This is a genomic window from Tabrizicola sp. (genome assembly GCF_031377265.1).
Lineage (GTDB): Bacteria > Pseudomonadota > Alphaproteobacteria > Rhodobacterales > Rhodobacteraceae > JAUYQR01.
This window is the reverse complement of sequence record NZ_JANMET010000025.1, coordinates 1-19137: the sequence shown is the minus strand read 5'-3', so window position 1 is coordinate 19137 and position 19137 is coordinate 1. Positions and strand designations below refer to the sequence as shown.

Here is a 19137-nt window from a genome sequence, read left to right as displayed (position 1 = left end):
TCGGGCCGATGACGCCGACGATGGCGCCGGGGGGGACGGTGAAGGTCAGATCCTCGATCAACAGCTTGTCGCCCATGTGTTTCTTCAGGCCGACGACTTCGATGACCTTCTGCCCAAGGCGCTCGCCGTTCGGGATGATGATCTGGCTGATGCCGTTGCGTTCGCGGACGGTCTGGCCGGCCATCTCGTTGTAGCGGGCGATCCGGGCCTTGCCTTTCGACTGGCGGGCCTTGGCGCCGGAGCGGATCCATTCGAGTTCCTTTTCGAGGACCTTCTGCTTGGATTTATCCTCGCGCGCTTCCTGGCTCATCCGTTTGGCCTTTTGTTCGAGCCAGGCGGAATAGTTGCCTTCGTACGGAATGCCGCGGCCACGGTCGAGTTCGAGGATCCAGGAGGTGATGTCGTCAAGGAAATAGCGGTCGTGGGTGACGATCAGGATGGTGCCCTTGTAGGCCATCAGGTGCTTTTGCAGCCAGGCGATGCTCTCGGCGTCGAGGTGGTTGGTCGGTTCGTCGAGAAGCAGCATGTCGGGCTTTTCGAGCAGCAGTTTGCACAAGGCCACGCGGCGGCGTTCGCCACCGGACAGGGTTTCGACATCGCTGTCGTCGGGCGGGCAGCGCAGGGCGTCCATCGCGACGCCGACCGAGGCTTCCAGTTCCCACAGGTTGCCCGCGTCGATCTGGTCTTGCAGGGCGGCCATTTCGTCGGCGGTTTCGTCTGAGTAGTTCATCGCCAGTTCGTTGTACCGCTCCAGGATCGCGGTTTCCTTGGCGACGCCGAGCATCACGTTTTCTTTCGCGGTAAGCTTGGGGTCGAGGTGGGGTTCCTGCGCGAGGTAGCCGACTTTGGCACCTTTGGCGGCCCAAGCCTCGCCTTTGAAATCGGTGTCCATACCGGCCATGATGCGCAGCAGGGTGGATTTGCCCGAACCGTTGACGCCGACGACGCCGATCTTGACGCCGGGCAGGAAGTTCAGGTGGATGTTTTCAAAGCACTTCTTGCCGCCGGGATAGGTCTTGGAGACCCCTTCCATGTGGTAGACATACTGATAACTGGCCATGGCGGTGCTCCATCTGGTGTTGGCGCGTATGTAGCGGCGATGGAGCGGGGCTGCAACGGGCTGGGTGGAGAACGGGCTGGAATGCCTGACTTGCCGGTGTGGGGCCGATCAGAGCCTAAAGCGCGTGGCAAATCAGGAGACAGCGATGCGGGTGAAGTTTGCGTTGGCGGTGGTGATGGCGGTCTGGGCGGGGGCAGCGGCGGCCGGTGATCCGGGCTGCATTGCGGTGGCAGAGGCGGGGCCGGGGCTGACGCCGCCAGATCTGGGGCGCGGTGTGTTGGCCTGTGCCGGCGCGGGCGAGTGGGACCGCGGGGTGGAGTTGTACATCCTGATGCAGTTGCGCGCGGCATATGACACCGCGCGGGTGGCCGATCAGACCGCGCATCAGGCCGGTGCGGTTTTGGCGCAGCAAGTGACCGATGCGCTGCCCGCCGGAGGGCAGGAGGCGTTCCAGGCGGCCTTTGCGCGGTTCGGCGATACGGGCGGCGCGCGGCACAAGGCGTTTTGCACGGCGGTCGCGGCTGGCGGGCCGCCGACCCATGACCCGGCATGGATGATCCAGCATGGCATGGGCGCGTTCACCGACCCTGCGGCAGAGGGTCTGGTGCCGGAGTTCAAGCCGAAGGCTGCATGGACCGCGCTCTTGGCCGATTATCTGAAGTGCTGAGGCGGGCTAAAGTGTTGACGCGGTCTTAGCCGCTTTGCCATCCAGATGTTGGCGGGATAGCCGGTATAGGGTGCGATCTCGACCCAACCGTCGTTGCGGTAAAGCGCGATTGCGGGCGCAAGATCGGTGTGGCTGTCCAGCCTCAGGTCGGTAAAGCCCTGCGCAACGGCGCGGGTCTCGATGCTGCGCATCAGGCGGCGGGCGAGGCCCTGACCGCGCGCGACGGGGTCGACCCAAAGTCGCTTCACCTCGGCCACACCATTTCCCAGCGGGCGCAGCGAGACGCAGCCGACGGGCAGATCGTCGGACCACGCAACAAGGCAGGCGCCCAGCGGCGGGCGGCATCGGGTGGCGTCGGGCAGCGGCAAGGGGAACATGTCCGGCGTGAAGTCTGGAAAGGTTTCCATAAGCAGACGGTAATAGGCCCCGACGCAGGCAAGGGCGGCGGGATCATCGGGGTCGGCATCGCGGATTTCCACCTGATCTTGCAGCATCACGGTGGCGATCAGATCCATCGCGTCGATCAGGGCCTGTTGACGCGTACCGGCGCGGTCAAACACGGCCTGAGCCTTGGCATATCCAAGCTGATCGTAGATCTGCCATTCGGCCTGCCCTTCTGGTGTGAGGCGGACAATGCGGCGGCGGCGGTCGGCGGGATCGGTTGCAAGATGGATCAAGCCTTCGTTTTTCAACCCGCGCAGGATGCGGCTGAGCAGACCGGTATCAAGCCCGAGGCGCAGACGAAGTTCGGCGACATCCGTGCCGCCCGGCTTGACCAGATGCAGCACCCGCGCAACGCCCAGCGGACGCCCGCGCCCGAGGTAAGAGGTGTCAAGCGCGCCGATCTCTCGCGTGACCACACGGTTGAAACGGCGCAGGCGGGCGATGGGGTCGAGCATGGTTGACCTTAGTCAGGTAATTTAGCTGACATTGGTCAGGTATTAGGGCGGCGTCAAGGGGGGTGTGCGACAGGCAACAGGGCCTGAGCCAACGCTTGGCGCAGGCGATGACCGCGAGGTGAGCGACGTGCGCCCGAAGGCGCAGGGTGGATTATCCGTCGATCCCGGGTGGGCGGACGTCGACCAGCCAGATTTCAAGCTGACCTTCCTTGACCAACTTATACAGCATCGACAGGTCGCGCACGCCAACCGGGGTGCCTGCCAGCGGCTCCAATGCTGCGGCCAAGGTGCGGGCGGCAGCCTCGTCACTGGCGTTGAAATAGCGGACTTCATTGCTGCCGGGGGCATTTGAAACCTGCTCTCCGCCAAGGTCAACCGGATCTATCCCCCAGCCTTCGGCCAGAATGGCAGTTCCGATGATTGTGCTTTGATCGCGGGTCACGGGATTGGCGAATTGCAGATAAACGGTGGTGCCGGGCGGGGCACTTGGCGCCTGGGCCAGCCAGATCTGCGTATCGTGGCCCGTGCCGTCAAGCGGACCCAGGGTGCTGAGGTCCGATACCGGAACAAGGTCATCAAGGCAGCGATTGATGTCCAGCTCGCCGCCCAGAACGCAGGTCAATGGCGCCACACGTCCGGTGATACGTTGCAGCGCGGAATTCGGGAACATGGCTGAAAGCAGGTATAGCTGAGCAAAGCCGATCATCGCGATCACCATCCAGCACAAGGTGGCGCGCATCTTCGGGGCCTTGATGATGTGGGATGTGATAGTCAGAAACAGGCCGAAACCGGCAATCCACCCTGCCAGCGGCAGGATATCATCGGGGCTTGTCGTCCAGCCAAGAACAAGTGTCGCTGCGGCCATCAGACCAAGGCCGACATAGACCAAACGCGCGGAGGCGGGATCAAGTTTGATCAGGTTTTTCAGTGTGTCTACTGCGGACATTGACAATTCCTTTTTCGAATGAGCCATTTGAAGCGAAATGTAGGGGCGCGAAATGCGGTTCGATCTGCAGAAATGCAAGGGAACCTTAGCATGATCCGGTGGGGAACTCAACTTTGACAGGTCGGACGGGCAAGGGCTTTGGTCGATGAAGCAAGGATTTCCGCCCGCGGTACGCGGCATGGTGATCGGCCTTCTGGGGGGGTCGTTTGACCCGGCGCATGAGGGGCATGTGCATATCACCCATGAGGCGCTGAAGCGGATGGGGCTGGACCGGGTGTGGTGGCTGGTCAGTCCCGGCAATCCGTTGAAGGCGCGGCAACCGGCACCGATGGCGGAGCGGTTGGCGCGGGCGCGCGCGGTGATGCACGACCCGAGGGTGGTGGTCAGCGGGCTGGAGGCGGCGCTGGGCACGCGGACCACGGCGGATACGATCGACCGGCTGCGCGCGATCTATCCCGGGGTGCATTTCGTCTGGTTGATGGGCGCGGACAATCTGGTGCAGTTTCACCGCTGGGGCCGCTGGCGCGATATCCTGCGGGCGGTGCCGGTGGGGGTGCTGGCGCGGCCGGGATCGGGCGTGGCGGCGCGTATGAGTGTTGCGGCGCGGGCGTTCCGGGTGCACCGGGTGGCGCGCGGCGAGGGGCTTGGCAACCGCAAGCCGCCGGTCTGGTGTTTTGTGAACCTGCCGCTCAATTCCGCGTCCTCCAGTGCCATCCGGGCGCGCGGCGAGTGGAAGAAATGAGCTGAGCAGACGCGCCGTGCGCGGCGCACGAGGCAAAAGGGGTGCGGCGGCACGCCGCTCTGCCAGATCACCGGCTGATCAGGGCCGCAATTGCCAAAAGGTGATGTGCGCCCCACTGGCGGAAATCGCGGCATCGGGTATCAATGGGGCTTTTGCGGAGCAAGGTTTTGATCACACGGCGCGAAATTCTGGCGGGGCTGCTGGCAGGGGTGACGCTGCCCGCGATGGCCGAGGTCATGGAAAGCTCGCCCCGGCCAAAGGCGCGCGGGGGGGCGGAGGGGAAACCTTCGTCCTCCGCCTCGCCGGTTGACAGCGGGCGGCTGATCGAGGCGGCCAAGCTGGGCGGTGCGGTGGCCTTTGTGGTGGCCGATGCCAAGACCGGCGCGGTGCTGGAATCGCGGCAGCCCGATCTGGGGATGCCCCCGGCCAGTGTGGCCAAGGCGATGACCTCGCTGTTCGCGCTGGACCGGTTGGGGCCGGGCTACCGCTTTGCCACCCGGGTTCTGGCGCTGGGGCCGGTCAGCGGCGGGATGGTGCAGGGCGATCTGGTGCTGGCGGGTGGCGGCGACCCGACGCTGCAGACCGATCAGCTGGGCGATCTGGTGCAGCGGTTGGCCAAGGCCGGCATCAAGGGCGCGACGGGGCGGTTCCTGTACTGGGACGGCGCCTTGCCTCGGGTGCTGGCCATTGCCGAGGATCAGCCGGTACATGTGGGCTATAATGCCGCGCTGTCGGGCCTGAACCTGAATTTCAACCGGGTCTATTTCGAGTGGAAGCGGGCGGGCGACGATTGGCAGGTCAGCGTCGACGCGCGGGGCGAGCGGTTCGTGCCTGCGGTGAGCATGGTGCGGGTGGGGATCGTGCAGCGCGAGGCGCCGTTGTTCACCTATGACCGGGGAACGGTGGAGGAATGGACCGTTGCCTCGGCCGCGCTTGGCAAGGGCGGCAGCCGCTGGTTGCCGGTGCGCGACCCTGGGCGCTACACCGCCGAAGTGTTCCGCACTTTGGCGCGGGCGCAGGGGATTGATCTGAACGCGCCGGAGCCTTCCGGCACCCGCCTTGAGGGCCGCGAGATCGGACGGGTGGAAAGCGAGCCATTGACCGAAGTGCTGCGCGACATGCTGCGGTTTTCCACCAATCTGACGGCGGAATGCGTCGGGCTGACGGCATCGGGCCAGCAAAGCCTGGCCGCCTCCGCAAGGGGGATGAGCGGGTGGCTGCGCGACCGGTTTGCGGTGACGGCGAGCCTTGCGGACCATTCTGGCCTTGGCGGGTCCTCGCGGATCACGGCGGGCGATATGGTGCGTATCCTGACGGTGGCCTACCGCGAGGGGCGGGGCCTGAAGCCGTTGTTGCGCGACGTGGGCATGAAGGACGACAAGGGCAAGGTGATCGAGGGGCATCCGGTCAAGGTTCTGGCCAAGTCGGGCACGCTGAATTTCGTGTCAGCCCTTGCCGGGCACATCAGCCCGCCCCCGACATCTGCCAACGGCGGGCGCGAGTTGATCTTTGCGATCTTTACCGGCGATCAGGCGCGGCGCGATGCGATTCCGGTCGCCTTGCGCGAGGAGCCGGAGGGAGGCAAGGCCTGGACCAAACGGGCGCGGTCCTTGCAGGGGCAGTTGATCAGCCGCTGGGCGGCGGCTTATGGGTGAGCCTAACGGTAGCGGCGGTCGGTGGTCTTGGCGATATTGCTGGCGATGTTCTTGGCACTCCACCCCGTCAGGTCGCGCAGGGTGGCGGCCTCGTCCTTGAGGCGTTGGCGGGTCTGGGCGACGTATTCCTTACCTTCCTCGCAGGTGATCTCGCCGTCGAACGGGTGGTTCATCACATAGGTGCCCTGAAAGTTTTCCCGGTCGTCCGTGACGGCGAATTTCAGATCCTCGAAGAAGCTGCCCTTGGAATAGCGGATGTGCAGGCGGGTGACGAAGACGTTCGGGGTAGCAGCCTCGGCCTTTGACACCCAGACGACGCCAAGCTGGCGGAATTCGTCGTAGCTGAGCGGGTCATCGGCGCAGGGGTCGCACCAGGACATGTCCCAGGCGTATTCGAGGAAGGCGCCGTTCTTCGGGGCCTGTTTGTCGATCATCGCGCGGTAGAATTGCGGGAAAACCTGCTGGACGAAGACCGGGACCTGGATATCTGTCGGGATGTCCTTGGTCATGTAGTTGGTCAGCTTTACCCGGCCCTTGCGGGTGAGGGCGAGGACGATCAGGTCTTGCGGGCCATCGCCGTTCAGTTTGCCCAATTGGATCGGCAGCATGAAGTTGGGCGAGCGGAAGCTGATCTGCAGCGGTTCAAGTTCCTGCGCGGCCTTGGCGGAATGGCGGGCGAGGTTCACTTTCGCCACGAAGAATTTCATCCCGCCGGTGATGTAGCCTTGCAGGGCGGCCTCTGCCCCTTCGGGCAGCTTGTAGCCTTCGCTGCGGAGGAATTCGGCGAGGCCGTCGGACTGGCGGGCGGACAGCATCTGGATGTCGTAGGAGCCGACGGCGAATTCGCGTTCGATGGTGACGCCGAGGGCGCGGGCGCCTTCGCGGCGTTCGCGGCGGGTGGGGGTGCCGGGTTCGGCTTCCATCACCACTTCCGGTTCCATCATGACGTCCACTGCGCAGGGATCATAATCGAAATACTCCACCAGCCTTGGGGCGGTGTAGCGGTCCAGATGCGCCACGGTTTCCGACGGGACGGTCTGCACCTGACTGCGGTCCAGCACCTTTGGCGTCGGGACGATCATCGCAAACTCGGCGGGCGAACCGGTGTAGTCGGAAGCCATGGTGATTACCGAGGTCTCATTGACCCGGGTGTAGACCACGGTTGAGGAGCGGTTGTAGAGCGCGCCGTCGGCGCGGGCGACGTAGAAGCCGCAGAAGGCCTGCGCAGCGGGGGCGGCAAGCGCGAGGCTGACGGTGAGGATCAGGCGGGACAGGGTGCGACGCATGAAGGCTTCTCCGGCGGTTGGGGTGCCGGGAAACTGTGCCTGCGCCGGGGCTGTTAGGCAATAACCGTGCGGGTCATGGCACCATATGCCTTACCCTTGTCCCCCATTCGATCGCGGCTGCATGTAGCCGGTCGATGGCCAGTTCCTCGCGCAGTTCTTCGAGCATGCGCAGTTCAACCTCGTTGTGCTTGCCGTCGGCGGTGACGACATCGCAGGCCAGCGCATAGGCGGTTTCGTGCAGGCGCTGGGGCAGGGCGTCGCGGATCAGGCCGAACAGGGCGTCCAAGCCGTCTTCCTCTTCGAACAGGTCGAACACGGTTTGCGCGATGCGGCGGATGCGGTCGGGGTCGAAGCTGGCGAAGACCGGCATGTGGTTGACCATGCGCTGGATCGCCACCAATTCGGCGGTGCGCATGTTCTGATCCGAGGCGGAGACCGCGATCATCACCGCGACGAGGGCGTCTTGCGGCGACAGGGAAGGGGTTTCAGACATGCGGGGAATCCTTTTGCAGTTGCGGCGACATTATTGACGCGGGGCGGGGCGGGCAATAGACGACAGGCAGATCGGGGCACGGCGCCCCAAAGGGACGATGCGATGTCAGCTTTGCGCGATGCGGCGATGAAATCGAAGGCCTGGCCTTTTGAAGAGGCGCGCGCGCTGATGAAACGCTATGAGAAAAAGGCCCCGGAGAAGGGCTTTGTGCTGTTCGAGACGGGGTACGGGCCAAGTGGTTTGCCGCATATCGGCACCTTTGGCGAGGTGGCGCGGACCACGATGATCCGCCGGGCGTTCGAGGTGATGAGCGACATCCCGACGCGGCTGATCTGCTTTTCCGACGATGTGGACGGGATGCGCAAGGTGCCCGAGAACGTGCCGAACCAGGAGATGCTGCGCGGGCACATGCAGATGCCGCTGACGAGCGTGCCGGACCCGTATGGCGAATACGAGAGTTTCGGTGCGCATAACAACGCGATGCTGCGGCGGTTTCTGGACACGTTCGGGTTTCAGTACGAGTTCATCAGCGCGACGGAGTTCTACAAATCCGGTCAGTTCGACGCGACCCTGCGGCTGTGTGCCGAACGCTATGACGCGATCATGGCGATCATGCTGGCAAGTTTGCGCGAGGAGCGGCAGCAGACCTATTCCTGCTTTCTGCCGATCCATCCGGAAACCGGCCGGGTGCTGTACGTGCCGATGAAAGAGGTGAATGCGGCCGATGGCACCATCACCTTTGACGACGAGACGGGGCGGGAATGGACGCTGCCGGTGACGGGCGGCAATGTGAAGCTGCAGTGGAAGCCGGATTTCGGCGCGCGCTGGGCGGCGCTGGATGTGGACTTCGAGATGTATGGCAAGGACCATTCCACCAACACGCCGATCTATGACGGGATTTGTGAGGTTCTGGGCGGGCGGAAGCCCAATCACATGACCTATGAGCTGTTTCTGGACGATCAGGGGCAGAAGATTTCCAAATCCAAGGGCAACGGGCTGACCATTGACGAATGGCTGACCTATGCGGCGACGGAGAGCCTGTCGTATTTCATGTACCAAAAGCCGAAGACGGCAAAGCGGATGCATTTCGATGTGATCCCGCGGGCGGTGGACGAATATCACCAGCAGTTGCGCGCCTATGGGGCGCAGGATGTGGACGGGCAGGTGAGTAACCCGGTCTGGCACATTCACGAAGGGCACCCGCCGGAAAGCCACATGGTGGTGTCGTTCGGGATGCTGTTGAACCTGGCGTCGGTGTCGGGGGCCAAGGATGCCCGCGCGCTGTGGGGGTTCATCAAACGCTATGCGCCGGATGCCAGCCCCGAGGGCAACCCCGATCTGGATGCGGCGGCAGGTTATGCGGTGCGCTATTTCGCCGACAAGATCGCGCCGACGCGGCAGTTTCGGCTGGCGACCGACAAGGAATGGGCGGCGATGGACGACCTGCGCAAGCGGTTGGCAGTCTGGGACGGGGGTCCGTACGACGAGGCGCTGCAATCGATGGTCTTTGCCGTCGGCAAGGAGCACGGGTTCGAGCCGCTGCGCGACTGGTTCAAGGCGCTGTACGAAGTGTTGCTGGGCGCGAGCGACGGGCCGCGCTTTGGCGGGTTCATTGCCCTTTACGGTGTCGAGGAGACGATTGCACTGATCGACCGGGGACTTTCTGGCGCGCTGGTCGCATGAGATATTGACCGGGGGCGACCCCGGTCTATCCTTGTTGTCGGGGACGTTCTGACAAGGAGCCACGCCAATGCGCATTGGCCTTTACGGATTGCTGACCGCTGCCCTGCTTGCCCTGCCCGCCGCAGCGCAGGAGGAGCCGATCCAGCAAACGATCAAGAACCAGCTGGATGCTTTTCAGGCAGACGACTATGCCCGCGCCTTCAGCTTTGCCAGCCCGAACATCAAGACGATCTTCGGCACGCCGGAAAACTTTGGCGCGATGGTGACGCAGGGCTATCCGATGGTGCACCGCCCGTCGGCAGTGACCATGCTGGAACTGCGCGAGGTTGCAGGAAACCTGTGGCAGCGGGTGATGATCACCGATGAGGCCGGGCGGACGCATCTGCTGGACTACCAGATGGTCGAGACGCCGGAGGGCTGGCAGATCAACGGGGTGCAATTGCTGCGCGCGCCCGACGTGGGGGCGTGAGCATCGAGTGAGGTAAAGGACCGCTGGTTACAAGAGGACTTCGGTTGAAGAACCTGTTGCACCAACACAGCCGATCTTGGTGTCCGACGCTATTCCGGCAATTCCACCAATTCTATCAGATTGCCCCATGGGTCAGCGACGAAAGCCACGCTGTACCCCAGTTCCGGGACCTCGAACGGCCCCTGGTACAATTTTACCCCCCGCTCACGCAGCGCTGCGAGTGCGCGCTCGTGACTTGGAACCGAGAATGCAAAATGGTGATAGCCGCAAGGTCCCAGGGTCTCCCAGAAATCGGCTGGCAAGGGGGCTGCGTCGTCAGTCGCGTTGCCGCCGATGATCTCGATCAAGGATCCGTTGTCACCAGGTGCTGCCAAATAGGCAAGCTCAATACCATTTGGCCCCGACCATTCCTTGACGACCCGAAAATCGAACACTCGCGCATACCAGTCCAAAGCCTGTTGGCGGTCAGGCACCCTAAGGCAAGGATGACTGGATTTCATTGCTGCAAAAGGGGATGTGGCGTTCGTTGCCGGGAAAGAGAATGGCAACATGACAATGCTCCTATGTTTGGAATTCCGTTCCTTGCTCTGAAACGGTTTAGACCACGAGCGGGACTTCAGGGCGTAAATTCGAAATCTCTCAGGCACCATCGGCGCGGTAGCGCGGGCGCGAGGCCTTGACCGCGTTCGGGTGGATGGGCACGACCGGATGACCGGCTGCGACCAAGGCATCGACGATCAACCCCGATGGCCGTTCCACGACGACGGGCAGATCGCCGGGTGCGCCGCGCCGGGCCAACCTGCGTTCCATGTCGCGCAACCGCCCTTTCGTCGTGGCGCGCCTCGAAACGGTCGATGACCGCTCCGCTGCCACGGTCGGGGACGCAGACGGCATGCGCCACCCCGCCCCAGTCCAATCCGATCACGAAAGTCATGGGCTGATGCCTGCCTTCTCGGTTACACGCGATCCGGCCGGGAGGACCTGCGGGAAGCTCATTGCCCGGCGCTGTGGGGGCCAGCCCCCGGCGCATCAGCCGGTTGCCCGTTTCATCCTGCGCGCGTCCGCCGCGCGGCGGGTCTCACGCAGGCCGTCAAACGGTGAGCGCCCTGGGCCGTCGCGACGGGGCGCCGGAAGCGGAAGTCTCGCATTACACACGGCAAGCCTTGCAATGGGGAGGGTGCACCAATGAGCGTTGCGGCGCGCGGGCCTGCGGCGCGCGGTGGGCTGAGGTCTGGTTAAAGCCTTGTTGATACCCCTTCTCCTCATGGCGTGCGGGTCCGTGGGGAGATGATCCCTGCCCGTTGCGCCCTTGGCATGGCGCAAGCGAGGCGAGGGAATTCTCAGATGAACAAGGCAATTACCGACGGGCTGGTCCTGATGCCACCGCCGTTCGCGGCGGGCTTGAACCTGTGGTCACGCGGCGACGGGACGCCCGGCGCGCCGTCGTATCAGGGGCAGTCGAACGCGGCGCTGGTCACCAATGATCAGGATTTTGCCGGCTGTCTGGAACTGCAGAAAGTGGATGCGACCCAGAAGGTCCGGTCCTATGCGCAGACACCGATGCAGCCGGGGCTGTATCTGCGGGTGACGGCGCGGGTGAAGGCGGTGTCGGGCAACTTGCCAACGGTGCGGATTGCGGCCTGGGCGGGCGACGTGGGCGGGGCGAATGTGGCGGCGGCACCGCAGACCGGGCCGGCGGTCACGCTGACCAGCTATGGCCAGGTGGTCACGGTAACGGCGATCATTGCGCCGGCGGCACGGCAGGGGGTCGATCTGGCCTGGGGCACCGCCCCGGTTTACGGCCATTTCGGGCTGGACCTGACCGGGCCGAATGGCGGTGTGGTGCGGATTGACGATCTGGTGATCGAGGATGTCACCTCGGTGTTCCTGCGCAAGATGATGGACTGGGTCGATGTGCGCGACTATGGCGCCTTGGGCAATGGCAGCACCAATGACGCCGCCGCCTTTGCCGCAGCGGACGCCAATGCCGATGGCCGGGCAATCCTGGTGCCGGCGGGGACGTTCTATCTGGCCAGCGATGTATCGATTTCCAACCGCATCCGGTTTGAGGGCACGGTGACGATGCCCGCCAACCGGCGGCTGACGCTAACGCGCAACTTTGATCTGGACACCTATGCCTCTGCCTTTGGCGGCGAGTTTGCCGGATTCAAGAAGGCGTTGCAGGCGCTGTTCTATTTCACTGATCATGTGACGCTGGATCTGTCAGGCCGCCGGGTTGACATAAGCGAGCCGGTGGATGTGGCGGCAGTGGTGGGGTTGACCAGCTTTTCAACGCGCCGGGTGCTGCGCAACGGATCGCTGAACGCGTTGGCCAGCAGTGCATGGACCACGGATCAGGTGACCTCGGTTGCGACCTATGCGATTTCGTCGCCGACCACGCTGACCGGCGTGGCGAATGTGGCCAACATTCCGCTGGGCGCGCTGGTGATCGGCACCGGGGTCGGGCGCGAGGTCTATGTGAAGGCTACGAACGTGGGCGCCGGCACGGTGGAGTTGAGCCAGCCGCTGTGGGGCGCGGTGGGCACGCGGCCCTATACCTTCCGGCGGTTCAAGTACCTTTTGGACTTCAGCGGCTTTTCCTTGCTGTCGCGGTTCGAGTTGGAGGACATCGAGTTCAACTGCCTTGGCAACTGCAGCGGCGTGATGTTGCCGCAGACCGGATCTACCCAGCGGTTCGTGGGGTGTTCGTTCAACCGGCCATTGGACCGGGGCATCACTTCGATCGGGGGTGGCTGTCAGGGCATGTTTGTCGACATGTGCCAGTTTCTGTCGAACGAACAGCCGCTGCCCGCGCAAAGCCGCACCACGATTGCGATGAACGTGCAGGCCAATGACACCAAGATCCGCAACAACCGGATCGTGCGGTTCGCGCATTTCGCGGTGGTGAATGGCACCGGACACATGATTTTTGACAACCACTTCTTTCAGGGCGACGACGAGGCGTCCGGGGTGCGGCGGGCGGGGCTGATCCTGACGCAGACCAATGTGTCGACGGTGGTATCGGGCAATTATGTCGACAACTGCTTTATCGAATGGGGCAACGAGCATGACCCGACGCCCGAGTTCAACAACGAGTTTTCGTTCGGCGGGCTGAATGTAGTTGGCAACATCTTCATCGCGTCCGGGGTGACATCAGCGTTCCGCTGGGTGGTGGTAAAGCCTTACGGGCCGGGGCATTTCCTGAACGGGTTTTCGATGACCGGGAACAGCTTTCGGGTGTTTGGCACGGTGATCGACCGGGTGGAGATGGTGGACACCAGCATCGCCACGATGGATTTCACCCGTTCACGCAACGTGCGGGTGGAGGGCAACAGCTTTAACCAGGTGTCGCAGCCGATCATGAATCCGATCGTGGTCAGCCATACCCAGAACACGGCGGCGGACACCTGGAACGTCAGCGCGGCGGGGTTCATCCCGTTTGACGGACGGATCCGCATGCTGGAATCGGCAATGCCCGAGGGGACGATCAGCAATGGGGCCAACGCGGCGCGCTATGTGTTCCCGAATGCGCTGGTGGGCACCGGGGCCGGGTTCAACGAGGCGCAACTGCGCTGGGGCGAGGCGGTGAAGGGCAAGGTCGTGGTCAGCATGCGGATGGACTTGCCGGGCTGATCATCGGATGCAAAAGGGCGGCCTTCGGGCCGCCCTTTTCACAATTGCATGTCGGCGGGTGTCAGCCGGTAGGCGCGGGCAAAGCCGCCGTTCAGCAGCGCCGACACGCGCGTGAAACGGACAAAGGCGAAATCGGCGAAATCGATGTAAAGCATGGCCTTGGGGTGGCTGGACAGCCAATGATCGCGCAGGGCGGGCCGGTCGGGCGCATTTGGCGCGACAAAGGCCGCGGTGGCGCGGATCATCAGGCGCGGGTGGGTCAACGGATCACCCTTTGCCCCCGGTTCGCCCAGCATCAGGGCGCAGGCGGGGTGGGTCGCCAGCGCTGCGTAATGCGGGGCGAGGGCGGAAATCAGGGTGACCATGCCGCCATCCGGGCCGAGGCCAAAGGCGATGCGGCTGATGCCGGGGCTGGCAGTTTCGGGATCGGCATAGGCGAGCGCAGCGTGGTTTGATTGCAGCAGGGTCCGCGCCAACGCGCGGGCGTCGTCATCTGCGGGAAGGGTTGGATCGCGGCGGTCGGGCATGATCACATTGACAGGGCTGATGGTGAGGCGTCTGGTGCTTGTGGAATAGCGCTAGCGCTGGATCATGACCGACACAAGCCGCCAATCCCCGTTCGTCACCGAGTTCACCCCGAAGCTGATCACGGTCTTGCGTGAGGGATACGGCTTGCGTGACCTGCGGGCCGACGCACTGGCCGGATTGACGGTGGCGATCGTGGCGCTGCCGCTGTCGATGGCGATTGCGATTGCCAGTGGGGTGGGGCCGGAACGAGGGCTTTATACCGCGATTGTCGGCGGAGTGCTGGTATCGGCCCTGGGTGGGTCGCGGTTTCAGGTCGGTGGGCCGGCGGGCGCGTTTATCGTGCTGATCTCGGCCTGCGTGATGGCGATTGGGCTGGATGGGCTGATTCTTGCAACGTTTCTGTCAGGGGTACTGCTGGTGGCGGCGGGGGTGCTGCGGCTGGGCACCTATATCCGCTACATTCCGTATCCGGTGACGGTGGGGTTCACCGCCGGTATCGCGGTGATCATCCTGGCCAGCCAGATCCGCGAGATGTTCGGGATGACCCTTGCCGGGCAAGAACCGGGCGAGATCATCGCGAAGATGGAGGCGCTGTGGGCGGCGCGGGGCACGGTGAATTGGGCCGCAGTTGCGATGGCGGGGCTGACGGTGGGGCTGATCCTTGGTCTGCGGCGGGTGAGGCCACATTGGCCGGGGATGCTGATCGCGGTGGTTGTGGTGTCAGTTCTGACGGCGGTTGCCGGTTTGCCGGTGGAGACGATCAGCAGCCGGTTCGGTGCCTTGCCGCACCTTTTGCCAACGCCAGCATTGCCGGGCCTTGGCCGCGACGCGGTGCTGGCGGCGCTGCCTTGGGGAATGAGTTTTGCCCTGCTCGGCGCGATCGAATCGCTGCTGTCGGCGGTGGTGGCGGACGGGATGAGCGGCGCGCGGCACCGGTCGAACGCGGAGCTGGTGGCGCAGGGGGTGGCCAACATGGGGTCTGCGGTGTTTGGCGGGTTCTGCGTGACTGGCACGATTGCCCGCACCGCAACGAATGTGCGCGCCGGCAGCCACGGCCCGGTGTCGGGCATGCTGCATGCGGTGTTCTTGCTGGTGTTCCTGATGGTCGCGGCCCCCTTGGCGGGGTTCATCCCGTTGGCCGCACTGGCGGGGGTGCTGGCCGTGGTCGCCTGGGGGATGGCCGAGAAGGAGGAGGTCTGGGCGCTGATCCGGTCATCGCGCGGCGATGCGCTGGTGGTGATCGTGACGTTCCTGTTGGTGGTGTTCCGCGATCTGACGGAAGGGATCGTTGTGGGCTTTGCGTTGGGTGGGCTGGTGTTCATCCGGCGGATGTCGGAGGCTGTGACCGTGCGCCCTGTCGAGGAGGAGCGGCACTATGACCCGGTGGTGCATGCGCGCGAGGGGCGGGTGATTTATCATCTGCACGGCCCCTATTTCTTTGGTGCGGCGGCACAGCTTGGTGCTGTGCTGGAGCGGATCGCCGAGGCGCCGCGCGCGCTGGTGATCGACCTGTCGGACGTGCCGCTGATTGACAGTTCCGGCGCGCGCGGCTTTGAGCGGCTGGGCCACAAGATCGCACGCCGGGGCGGCCAGTTGTTTCTGATCGGGGCGCAGCCGGAGGTGCAGCGGGTGCTGCAGGCGCAGGGGGCAAGTGAACCGCTGGTGCGCTATCTGGCGGATCTGAAGGCAGTGGATGACAGTATTGCCGCGGTGGAGTGATTCGGACTGTACGGCGGCTGATGCGTGGCCTGTGGCGAGGGCCGCAGCCGCCTTTTGCCCCGGATCATTGGTCTATCGGTTCCCTTACACGGGTTCGTGAGCACATAGGCAATTGAATTGGCTTGCCATTTTCCTGCCAAATTTTCAGATTTTGACAAAATTCACTTGTGTCTGGTCAATTTATTTACAAAATAATATAGCAAAAAAAGATACTTACGGGAAAATTGACTAAGTGCTATCCTCCCGCTCGAAAGAGCATGATCCCGGTCTTCACAGGGATTGCGGCGCTGGGTCTTTGGCCGGGCCCCCGCCGTGAGGAGGAGCAAGATGACCGACCATTCCACCCTGAAGTCGATTTACCCGGCGTCTGCCGAGTTTATTGCGAAAGCCCATGTGTCACCCGCGCAATATGAGGCGATGTATGCGGCCTCGGTCGCGGACCCCGAGAGTTTCTGGGGCAGGGAAGGTCTGCGGGTCGACTGGACCACGCCCTTTACGCGGGTGAAGAACACGTCGTTTGCGCCGGGCAACATCTCGATCAAGTGGTATGAGGATGGCGGGCTGAACGTCAGCGCCAATTGCATCGACCGGCATATACTGACGCGGGCAAACCAGACCGCGATCATCTGGGAGCCGGATGATCCCAAGACCCCGACCAAGCACATCACCTATGCCGAGTTGCTGGAGCAGACCTGTCGGATGGCCAATGTGCTGAAGGGGCATGGCGTGACCAAGGGTGACCGGGTGGTCCTGTACATGCCGATGATCCCCGAGGCCGCCTATGCGATGCTGGCCTGCACGCGGATCGGGGCGATCCATTCGGTGGTGTTCGGGGGCTTTTCGCCCGATGCGCTGGCCAACCGGATCAACGATTGCGATTCCAAGGTGGTGATCACTGCGGATTGGGGCCCGCGCGGTGGCAAGAAGATTGGACTGAAGGACAACACTGACAAGGCGCTTTTACACTGCTCGGACAAGGTGAAGTGTCTGGTAGTCAAGCACACGGGCGACCAGACATCGTGGACCCAAGGCCGCGATGTGGATGTGAAGGCCGAGATGGCGGCGGCAAAGCCCTATTGCGCCTATGTCGAGGTGAATGCCGAAGATCCGATGTTCATCCTGTATACCTCAGGTTCGACTGGGCGGCCGAAGGGGGTGGTGCATACCACAGGCGGCTATCTGGTCTACGCCGCGATGACGTACCAGATGACCTTTGATTACCATGATGGCGATGTGTTCTGGTGCACGGCGGATGTGGGCTGGGTGACCGGGCACAGCTATATCCTTTATGGCCCCTTGGCCAATGGTGCCACCACGGTGATGTTCGAGGGTGTGCCGACCTTCCCCGATGCGGGGCGGTTCTGGGAGGTGATCGCCAAGCACAGGGTGACGCAGTTCTACACCGCGCCCACGGCCATTCGCAGCCTGATGGGGCTGGGGCCGGAATGGGTGGAAAAGCATGACCTGTCCAGCCTGAAGCTGCTGGGCTCGGTGGGCGAGCCGATCAACCCCGAAGCGTGGAGCTGGTACAACACCCATGTCGGCAAGGGCAAATGCCCGATCGTGGATACATTCTGGCAGACGGAAACCGGCGGTCATATCGTGACGCCGCTGCCGGGGGCCATTCCGCAGAAACCGGGGTCGGCGACCAAGCCGTTCTTCGGGGTGAAGCTGGAGGTGCTGGACCCGGCCACCGGCAAGGTGCAGACCGCGACGGAAACCGACGGCGTGCTGTGCATCTCTGACAGCTGGCCGGGGCAGATGCGCACCCTTTGGGGCGATCACGCGCGCTTTGAGGAGGCGTATTTCAGCCAGTACAAGGGCTATTACTTCACCGGCGACGGCTGCCGCCGCGATGCGGACGGCTACTACTGGATCACCGGGCGGGTTGATGACGTGATCAACGTCTCTGGCCACCGGATGGGCACGGCGGAGGTCGAATCCGCGTTGGTCGCGCATGAGGCGGTGGCCGAGGCGGCGGTGGTGGGCTATCCGCACGACATCAAGGGGCAGGGTATCTATGCCTACGTCACGCTGATGCGTGGGGTGGAGCCGACCGAAAGCTTGCGCAAGCAGCTGGAAGCCTGGGTTCGCAATGAAATCGGCCCGATCGCGAAGCCTGATCTTATCCAATGGGCCCCGGGCCTGCCGAAGACCCGTTCCGGCAAAATCATGCGGCGGATCCTGCGCAAGATCGCCGAGAACGACTTTGGCGCGCTAGGCGATACCTCGACCTTGGCGGACCCGGCGGTGGTGGAGGACCTGATTGCCAACCGGATGAACAAGGCATGAGCAGGACTGCGGCCCCTGCCGTGGTGATCCTGCTTGGCCCTCCGGGGGCCGGAAAGGGCACGCAGGCGCGGATGCTCGAAGAGGATTTCGGGCTGGTGCAGTTGTCGACGGGCGATCTTTTGCGCGCTGCAGTGGCGGCGGGGACCGAGGCGGGCAAGCGGGCGAAGGCACTGATGAACGCGGGGCATCTGGTGCCCGACGACGTGGTGCTGGCGGTGCTGCGCGACCGGATGGCAGCGCCGGATGTGTCGCGGGGTGTCATCCTGGACGGGTTCCCGCGGACGACGCGGCAGGCGGCGGCGCTGGACGGATTGCTGGCATCGGCAGGTCAGGCAGTAAGTGCCGCGATCAGCCTTGAGGTCGACGACGCGGCGATGGTGGCGCGGGTTGCTGGCCGGTTCACCTGCGCCTCCTGCGGCGAAGGTTACCACGATAGCTTCAAGACACCCGCGCATGCGGGCCAGTGCGACGCTTGCGGCAGCACCGAGTTCAAGCGCCGCCCTGATGACAACCCCGAGACGGTGGCCGAACGGCTGAAGGAATATCACGCCGAGACAGCGCCGTTGATCGCGCATTACGAGACTGAGGGCGTGCTGCACCGGGTTGACGCGATGGGTCCCATCGCCGGCATCCGGGCAGAGCTGGCCGAGGTTTTGAGCCGAGCGATGGCCTGATACAGCGCCTGCTTCCGGTGGCCGATGGCACCGGGCGCAGGCAAGGAAGGGGAGGCGAGACCGCAAGTCGCGGGAAGCCTGAGACAGGTCGGCCGGCACGACGTGCCATGCCGGAACGCGACTGCGGACAGGGAAACGTCCGGTCAAAGAACCGGACATTCAAGGAGGAAGCCAAATGGCGACAACTGACATGAACGTGCGGGATCGGTCCCGCCCAATGACCCGGGAGGAGAAGAAGGTCATTCTTGCCTCCTCGGCCGGGACGATCTTCGAGTGGTATGACTTCTACCTCTATGGTTCGCTTGCCGCGATCATCGGGGCGCAGTTCTTTACCGCCTTTCCCGAAGCCACGCGCAACGTCTTTGCGCTGCTGGCGTTTGCTGCGGGCTTT

General features: G+C 63.8%; 17 protein-coding genes and 1 pseudogene. 10 read left to right on the top strand and 8 right to left on the bottom strand.

Annotated elements, in window-relative coordinates:
* Window positions 1–1060: ATP-binding cassette domain-containing protein (locus RMO18_RS01495; RefSeq protein ID WP_309663490.1), on the bottom strand; the 1060-nt coding region annotated here is incomplete at its 3' end.
* Window positions 1061–1205: 145 nt separating this feature from the next.
* Between RMO18_RS01495 and RMO18_RS01490 the strand changes: the two genes are divergently transcribed.
* Window positions 1206–1727, top strand: coding sequence for a hypothetical protein (locus RMO18_RS01490; RefSeq protein WP_309663488.1), 522 nt, complete (start codon window positions 1206–1208; stop codon window positions 1725–1727).
* On the opposite strand, the gene RMO18_RS01485 is transcribed toward RMO18_RS01490, so the two are convergent.
* Window positions 1712–2626: a helix-turn-helix domain-containing GNAT family N-acetyltransferase gene (locus tag RMO18_RS01485; protein ID WP_309663486.1), complete on the bottom strand. Its 915-nt coding sequence runs from the start codon at window positions 2624–2626 to the stop codon at window positions 1712–1714. The genes RMO18_RS01490 and RMO18_RS01485 overlap by 16 nt on opposite strands.
* 151 nt (window positions 2627–2777) lie before the next feature.
* Entirely contained in the window at window positions 2778–3572 is a 795-nt protein-coding gene (locus tag RMO18_RS01480; protein WP_309663485.1) for a hypothetical protein, read from the bottom strand.
* Window positions 3573–3717: 145 nt separating this feature from the next.
* Between RMO18_RS01480 and RMO18_RS01475 the strand changes: the two genes are divergently transcribed.
* A complete protein-coding gene (locus RMO18_RS01475) occupies window positions 3718–4314 on the top strand; it encodes a nicotinate-nucleotide adenylyltransferase (protein ID WP_309663483.1) in 597 nt (198 codons plus the stop codon).
* 167 nt (window positions 4315–4481) lie between these two features.
* Window positions 4482–5969: a D-alanyl-D-alanine carboxypeptidase/D-alanyl-D-alanine-endopeptidase gene (gene dacB, locus RMO18_RS01470; RefSeq protein WP_309663482.1), complete on the top strand. Its 1488-nt coding sequence runs from the start codon at window positions 4482–4484 to the stop codon at window positions 5967–5969.
* Between the two features lie 2 nt (window positions 5970–5971).
* On the opposite strand, the gene RMO18_RS01465 is transcribed toward dacB, so the two are convergent.
* Both RMO18_RS01465 and RMO18_RS01460 read right to left on the bottom strand, forming a co-directional pair.
* Complete coding sequence (locus RMO18_RS01465; protein ID WP_309663480.1) at window positions 5972–7255, bottom strand: DUF2330 domain-containing protein; 1284 nt, start codon at window positions 7253–7255, stop codon at window positions 5972–5974.
* A gap of 73 nt (window positions 7256–7328) precedes the next feature.
* Window positions 7329–7748 (bottom strand): tellurite resistance TerB family protein, encoded by a 420-nt coding sequence (locus RMO18_RS01460; RefSeq protein ID WP_309663478.1) that lies wholly within the window; start codon window positions 7746–7748, stop codon window positions 7329–7331.
* 102 nt (window positions 7749–7850) lie between these two features.
* Between RMO18_RS01460 and RMO18_RS01455 the strand changes: the two genes are divergently transcribed.
* Entirely contained in the window at window positions 7851–9431 is a 1581-nt protein-coding gene (locus RMO18_RS01455) for a lysine--tRNA ligase (protein WP_309663476.1), read from the top strand.
* A 67-nt stretch (window positions 9432–9498) separates the two neighbouring features.
* Window positions 9499–9900 (top strand): DUF4864 domain-containing protein, encoded by a 402-nt coding sequence (locus RMO18_RS01450; RefSeq protein WP_309663475.1) that lies wholly within the window; start codon window positions 9499–9501, stop codon window positions 9898–9900.
* Between the two features lie 89 nt (window positions 9901–9989).
* On the opposite strand, the gene RMO18_RS01445 is transcribed toward RMO18_RS01450, so the two are convergent.
* Window positions 9990–10451: a VOC family protein gene (locus tag RMO18_RS01445; protein ID WP_309663473.1), complete on the bottom strand. Its 462-nt coding sequence runs from the start codon at window positions 10449–10451 to the stop codon at window positions 9990–9992.
* 88 nt (window positions 10452–10539) lie between these two features.
* Window positions 10540–10794 (bottom strand): hypothetical protein, encoded by a 255-nt coding sequence (locus RMO18_RS01440; RefSeq protein WP_309663471.1) that lies wholly within the window; start codon window positions 10792–10794, stop codon window positions 10540–10542.
* 450 nt (window positions 10795–11244) lie between these two features.
* Here RMO18_RS01440 and RMO18_RS01435 point away from each other — a divergent pair, with 450 nt between their 5' ends.
* Complete coding sequence (locus RMO18_RS01435) at window positions 11245–13533, top strand: glycosyl hydrolase family 28-related protein (protein WP_309663470.1); 2289 nt, start codon at window positions 11245–11247, stop codon at window positions 13531–13533.
* Window positions 13534–13571: 38 nt separating this feature from the next.
* Here RMO18_RS01435 and RMO18_RS01430 read toward each other — a convergent pair whose 3' ends face one another.
* Window positions 13572–14060, bottom strand: coding sequence for a pyridoxamine 5'-phosphate oxidase family protein (locus tag RMO18_RS01430; RefSeq protein ID WP_309663468.1), 489 nt, complete (start codon window positions 14058–14060; stop codon window positions 13572–13574).
* A gap of 64 nt (window positions 14061–14124) precedes the next feature.
* Between RMO18_RS01430 and RMO18_RS01425 the strand changes: the two genes are divergently transcribed.
* From RMO18_RS01425 to RMO18_RS01410, 4 genes and pseudogenes are all read left to right on the top strand, one after another.
* Window positions 14125–15780: a SulP family inorganic anion transporter gene (locus tag RMO18_RS01425; RefSeq protein WP_309663466.1), complete on the top strand. Its 1656-nt coding sequence runs from the start codon at window positions 14125–14127 to the stop codon at window positions 15778–15780.
* 327 nt (window positions 15781–16107) lie between these two features.
* Entirely contained in the window at window positions 16108–18072 is a 1965-nt protein-coding gene (gene acs / locus RMO18_RS01420; RefSeq protein WP_309663465.1) for an acetate--CoA ligase, read from the top strand.
* The gene (locus RMO18_RS01415; protein WP_309663464.1) at window positions 18069–18746 is read left to right on the top strand and encodes an adenylate kinase; all 678 of its coding nucleotides are present in this window, start codon (window positions 18069–18071) and stop codon (window positions 18744–18746) included. The genes acs and RMO18_RS01415 overlap by 4 nt, the downstream gene beginning before the upstream one ends.
* Before the next feature lie 175 nt (window positions 18747–18921).
* Window positions 18922–19137: pseudogene (locus RMO18_RS01410) on the top strand (MFS transporter); the annotation flags it as partial.

Coding starts and splice junctions, on each gene's coding strand:
- RMO18_RS01455 (WP_309663476.1), top strand. CDS start 7,851: ATGTCAGCTTTGCGCGATGCGGCGATGAAATCGAAGGCCTGGCCTTTT.
- RMO18_RS01440 (WP_309663471.1), bottom strand. CDS start 10,794: ATGCCGTCTGCGTCCCCGACCGTGGCAGCGGAGCGGTCATCGACCGTT.
- RMO18_RS01430 (WP_309663468.1), bottom strand. CDS start 14,060: ATGCCCGACCGCCGCGATCCAACCCTTCCCGCAGATGACGACGCCCGC.
- RMO18_RS01435 (WP_309663470.1), top strand. CDS start 11,245: ATGAACAAGGCAATTACCGACGGGCTGGTCCTGATGCCACCGCCGTTC.
- RMO18_RS01480 (WP_309663485.1), bottom strand. CDS start 3,572: ATGTCCGCAGTAGACACACTGAAAAACCTGATCAAACTTGATCCCGCC.
- RMO18_RS01490 (WP_309663488.1), top strand. CDS start 1,206: ATGCGGGTGAAGTTTGCGTTGGCGGTGGTGATGGCGGTCTGGGCGGGG.
- RMO18_RS01460 (WP_309663478.1), bottom strand. CDS start 7,748: ATGTCTGAAACCCCTTCCCTGTCGCCGCAAGACGCCCTCGTCGCGGTG.
- RMO18_RS01450 (WP_309663475.1), top strand. CDS start 9,499: ATGCGCATTGGCCTTTACGGATTGCTGACCGCTGCCCTGCTTGCCCTG.
- RMO18_RS01465 (WP_309663480.1), bottom strand. CDS start 7,255: ATGCGTCGCACCCTGTCCCGCCTGATCCTCACCGTCAGCCTCGCGCTT.
- RMO18_RS01425 (WP_309663466.1), top strand. CDS start 14,125: ATGACCGACACAAGCCGCCAATCCCCGTTCGTCACCGAGTTCACCCCG.
- RMO18_RS01475 (WP_309663483.1), top strand. CDS start 3,718: ATGAAGCAAGGATTTCCGCCCGCGGTACGCGGCATGGTGATCGGCCTT.
- RMO18_RS01485 (WP_309663486.1), bottom strand. CDS start 2,626: ATGCTCGACCCCATCGCCCGCCTGCGCCGTTTCAACCGTGTGGTCACG.
- RMO18_RS01415 (WP_309663464.1), top strand. CDS start 18,069: ATGAGCAGGACTGCGGCCCCTGCCGTGGTGATCCTGCTTGGCCCTCCG.
- acs (WP_309663465.1), top strand. CDS start 16,108: ATGACCGACCATTCCACCCTGAAGTCGATTTACCCGGCGTCTGCCGAG.
- RMO18_RS01445 (WP_309663473.1), bottom strand. CDS start 10,451: ATGTTGCCATTCTCTTTCCCGGCAACGAACGCCACATCCCCTTTTGCA.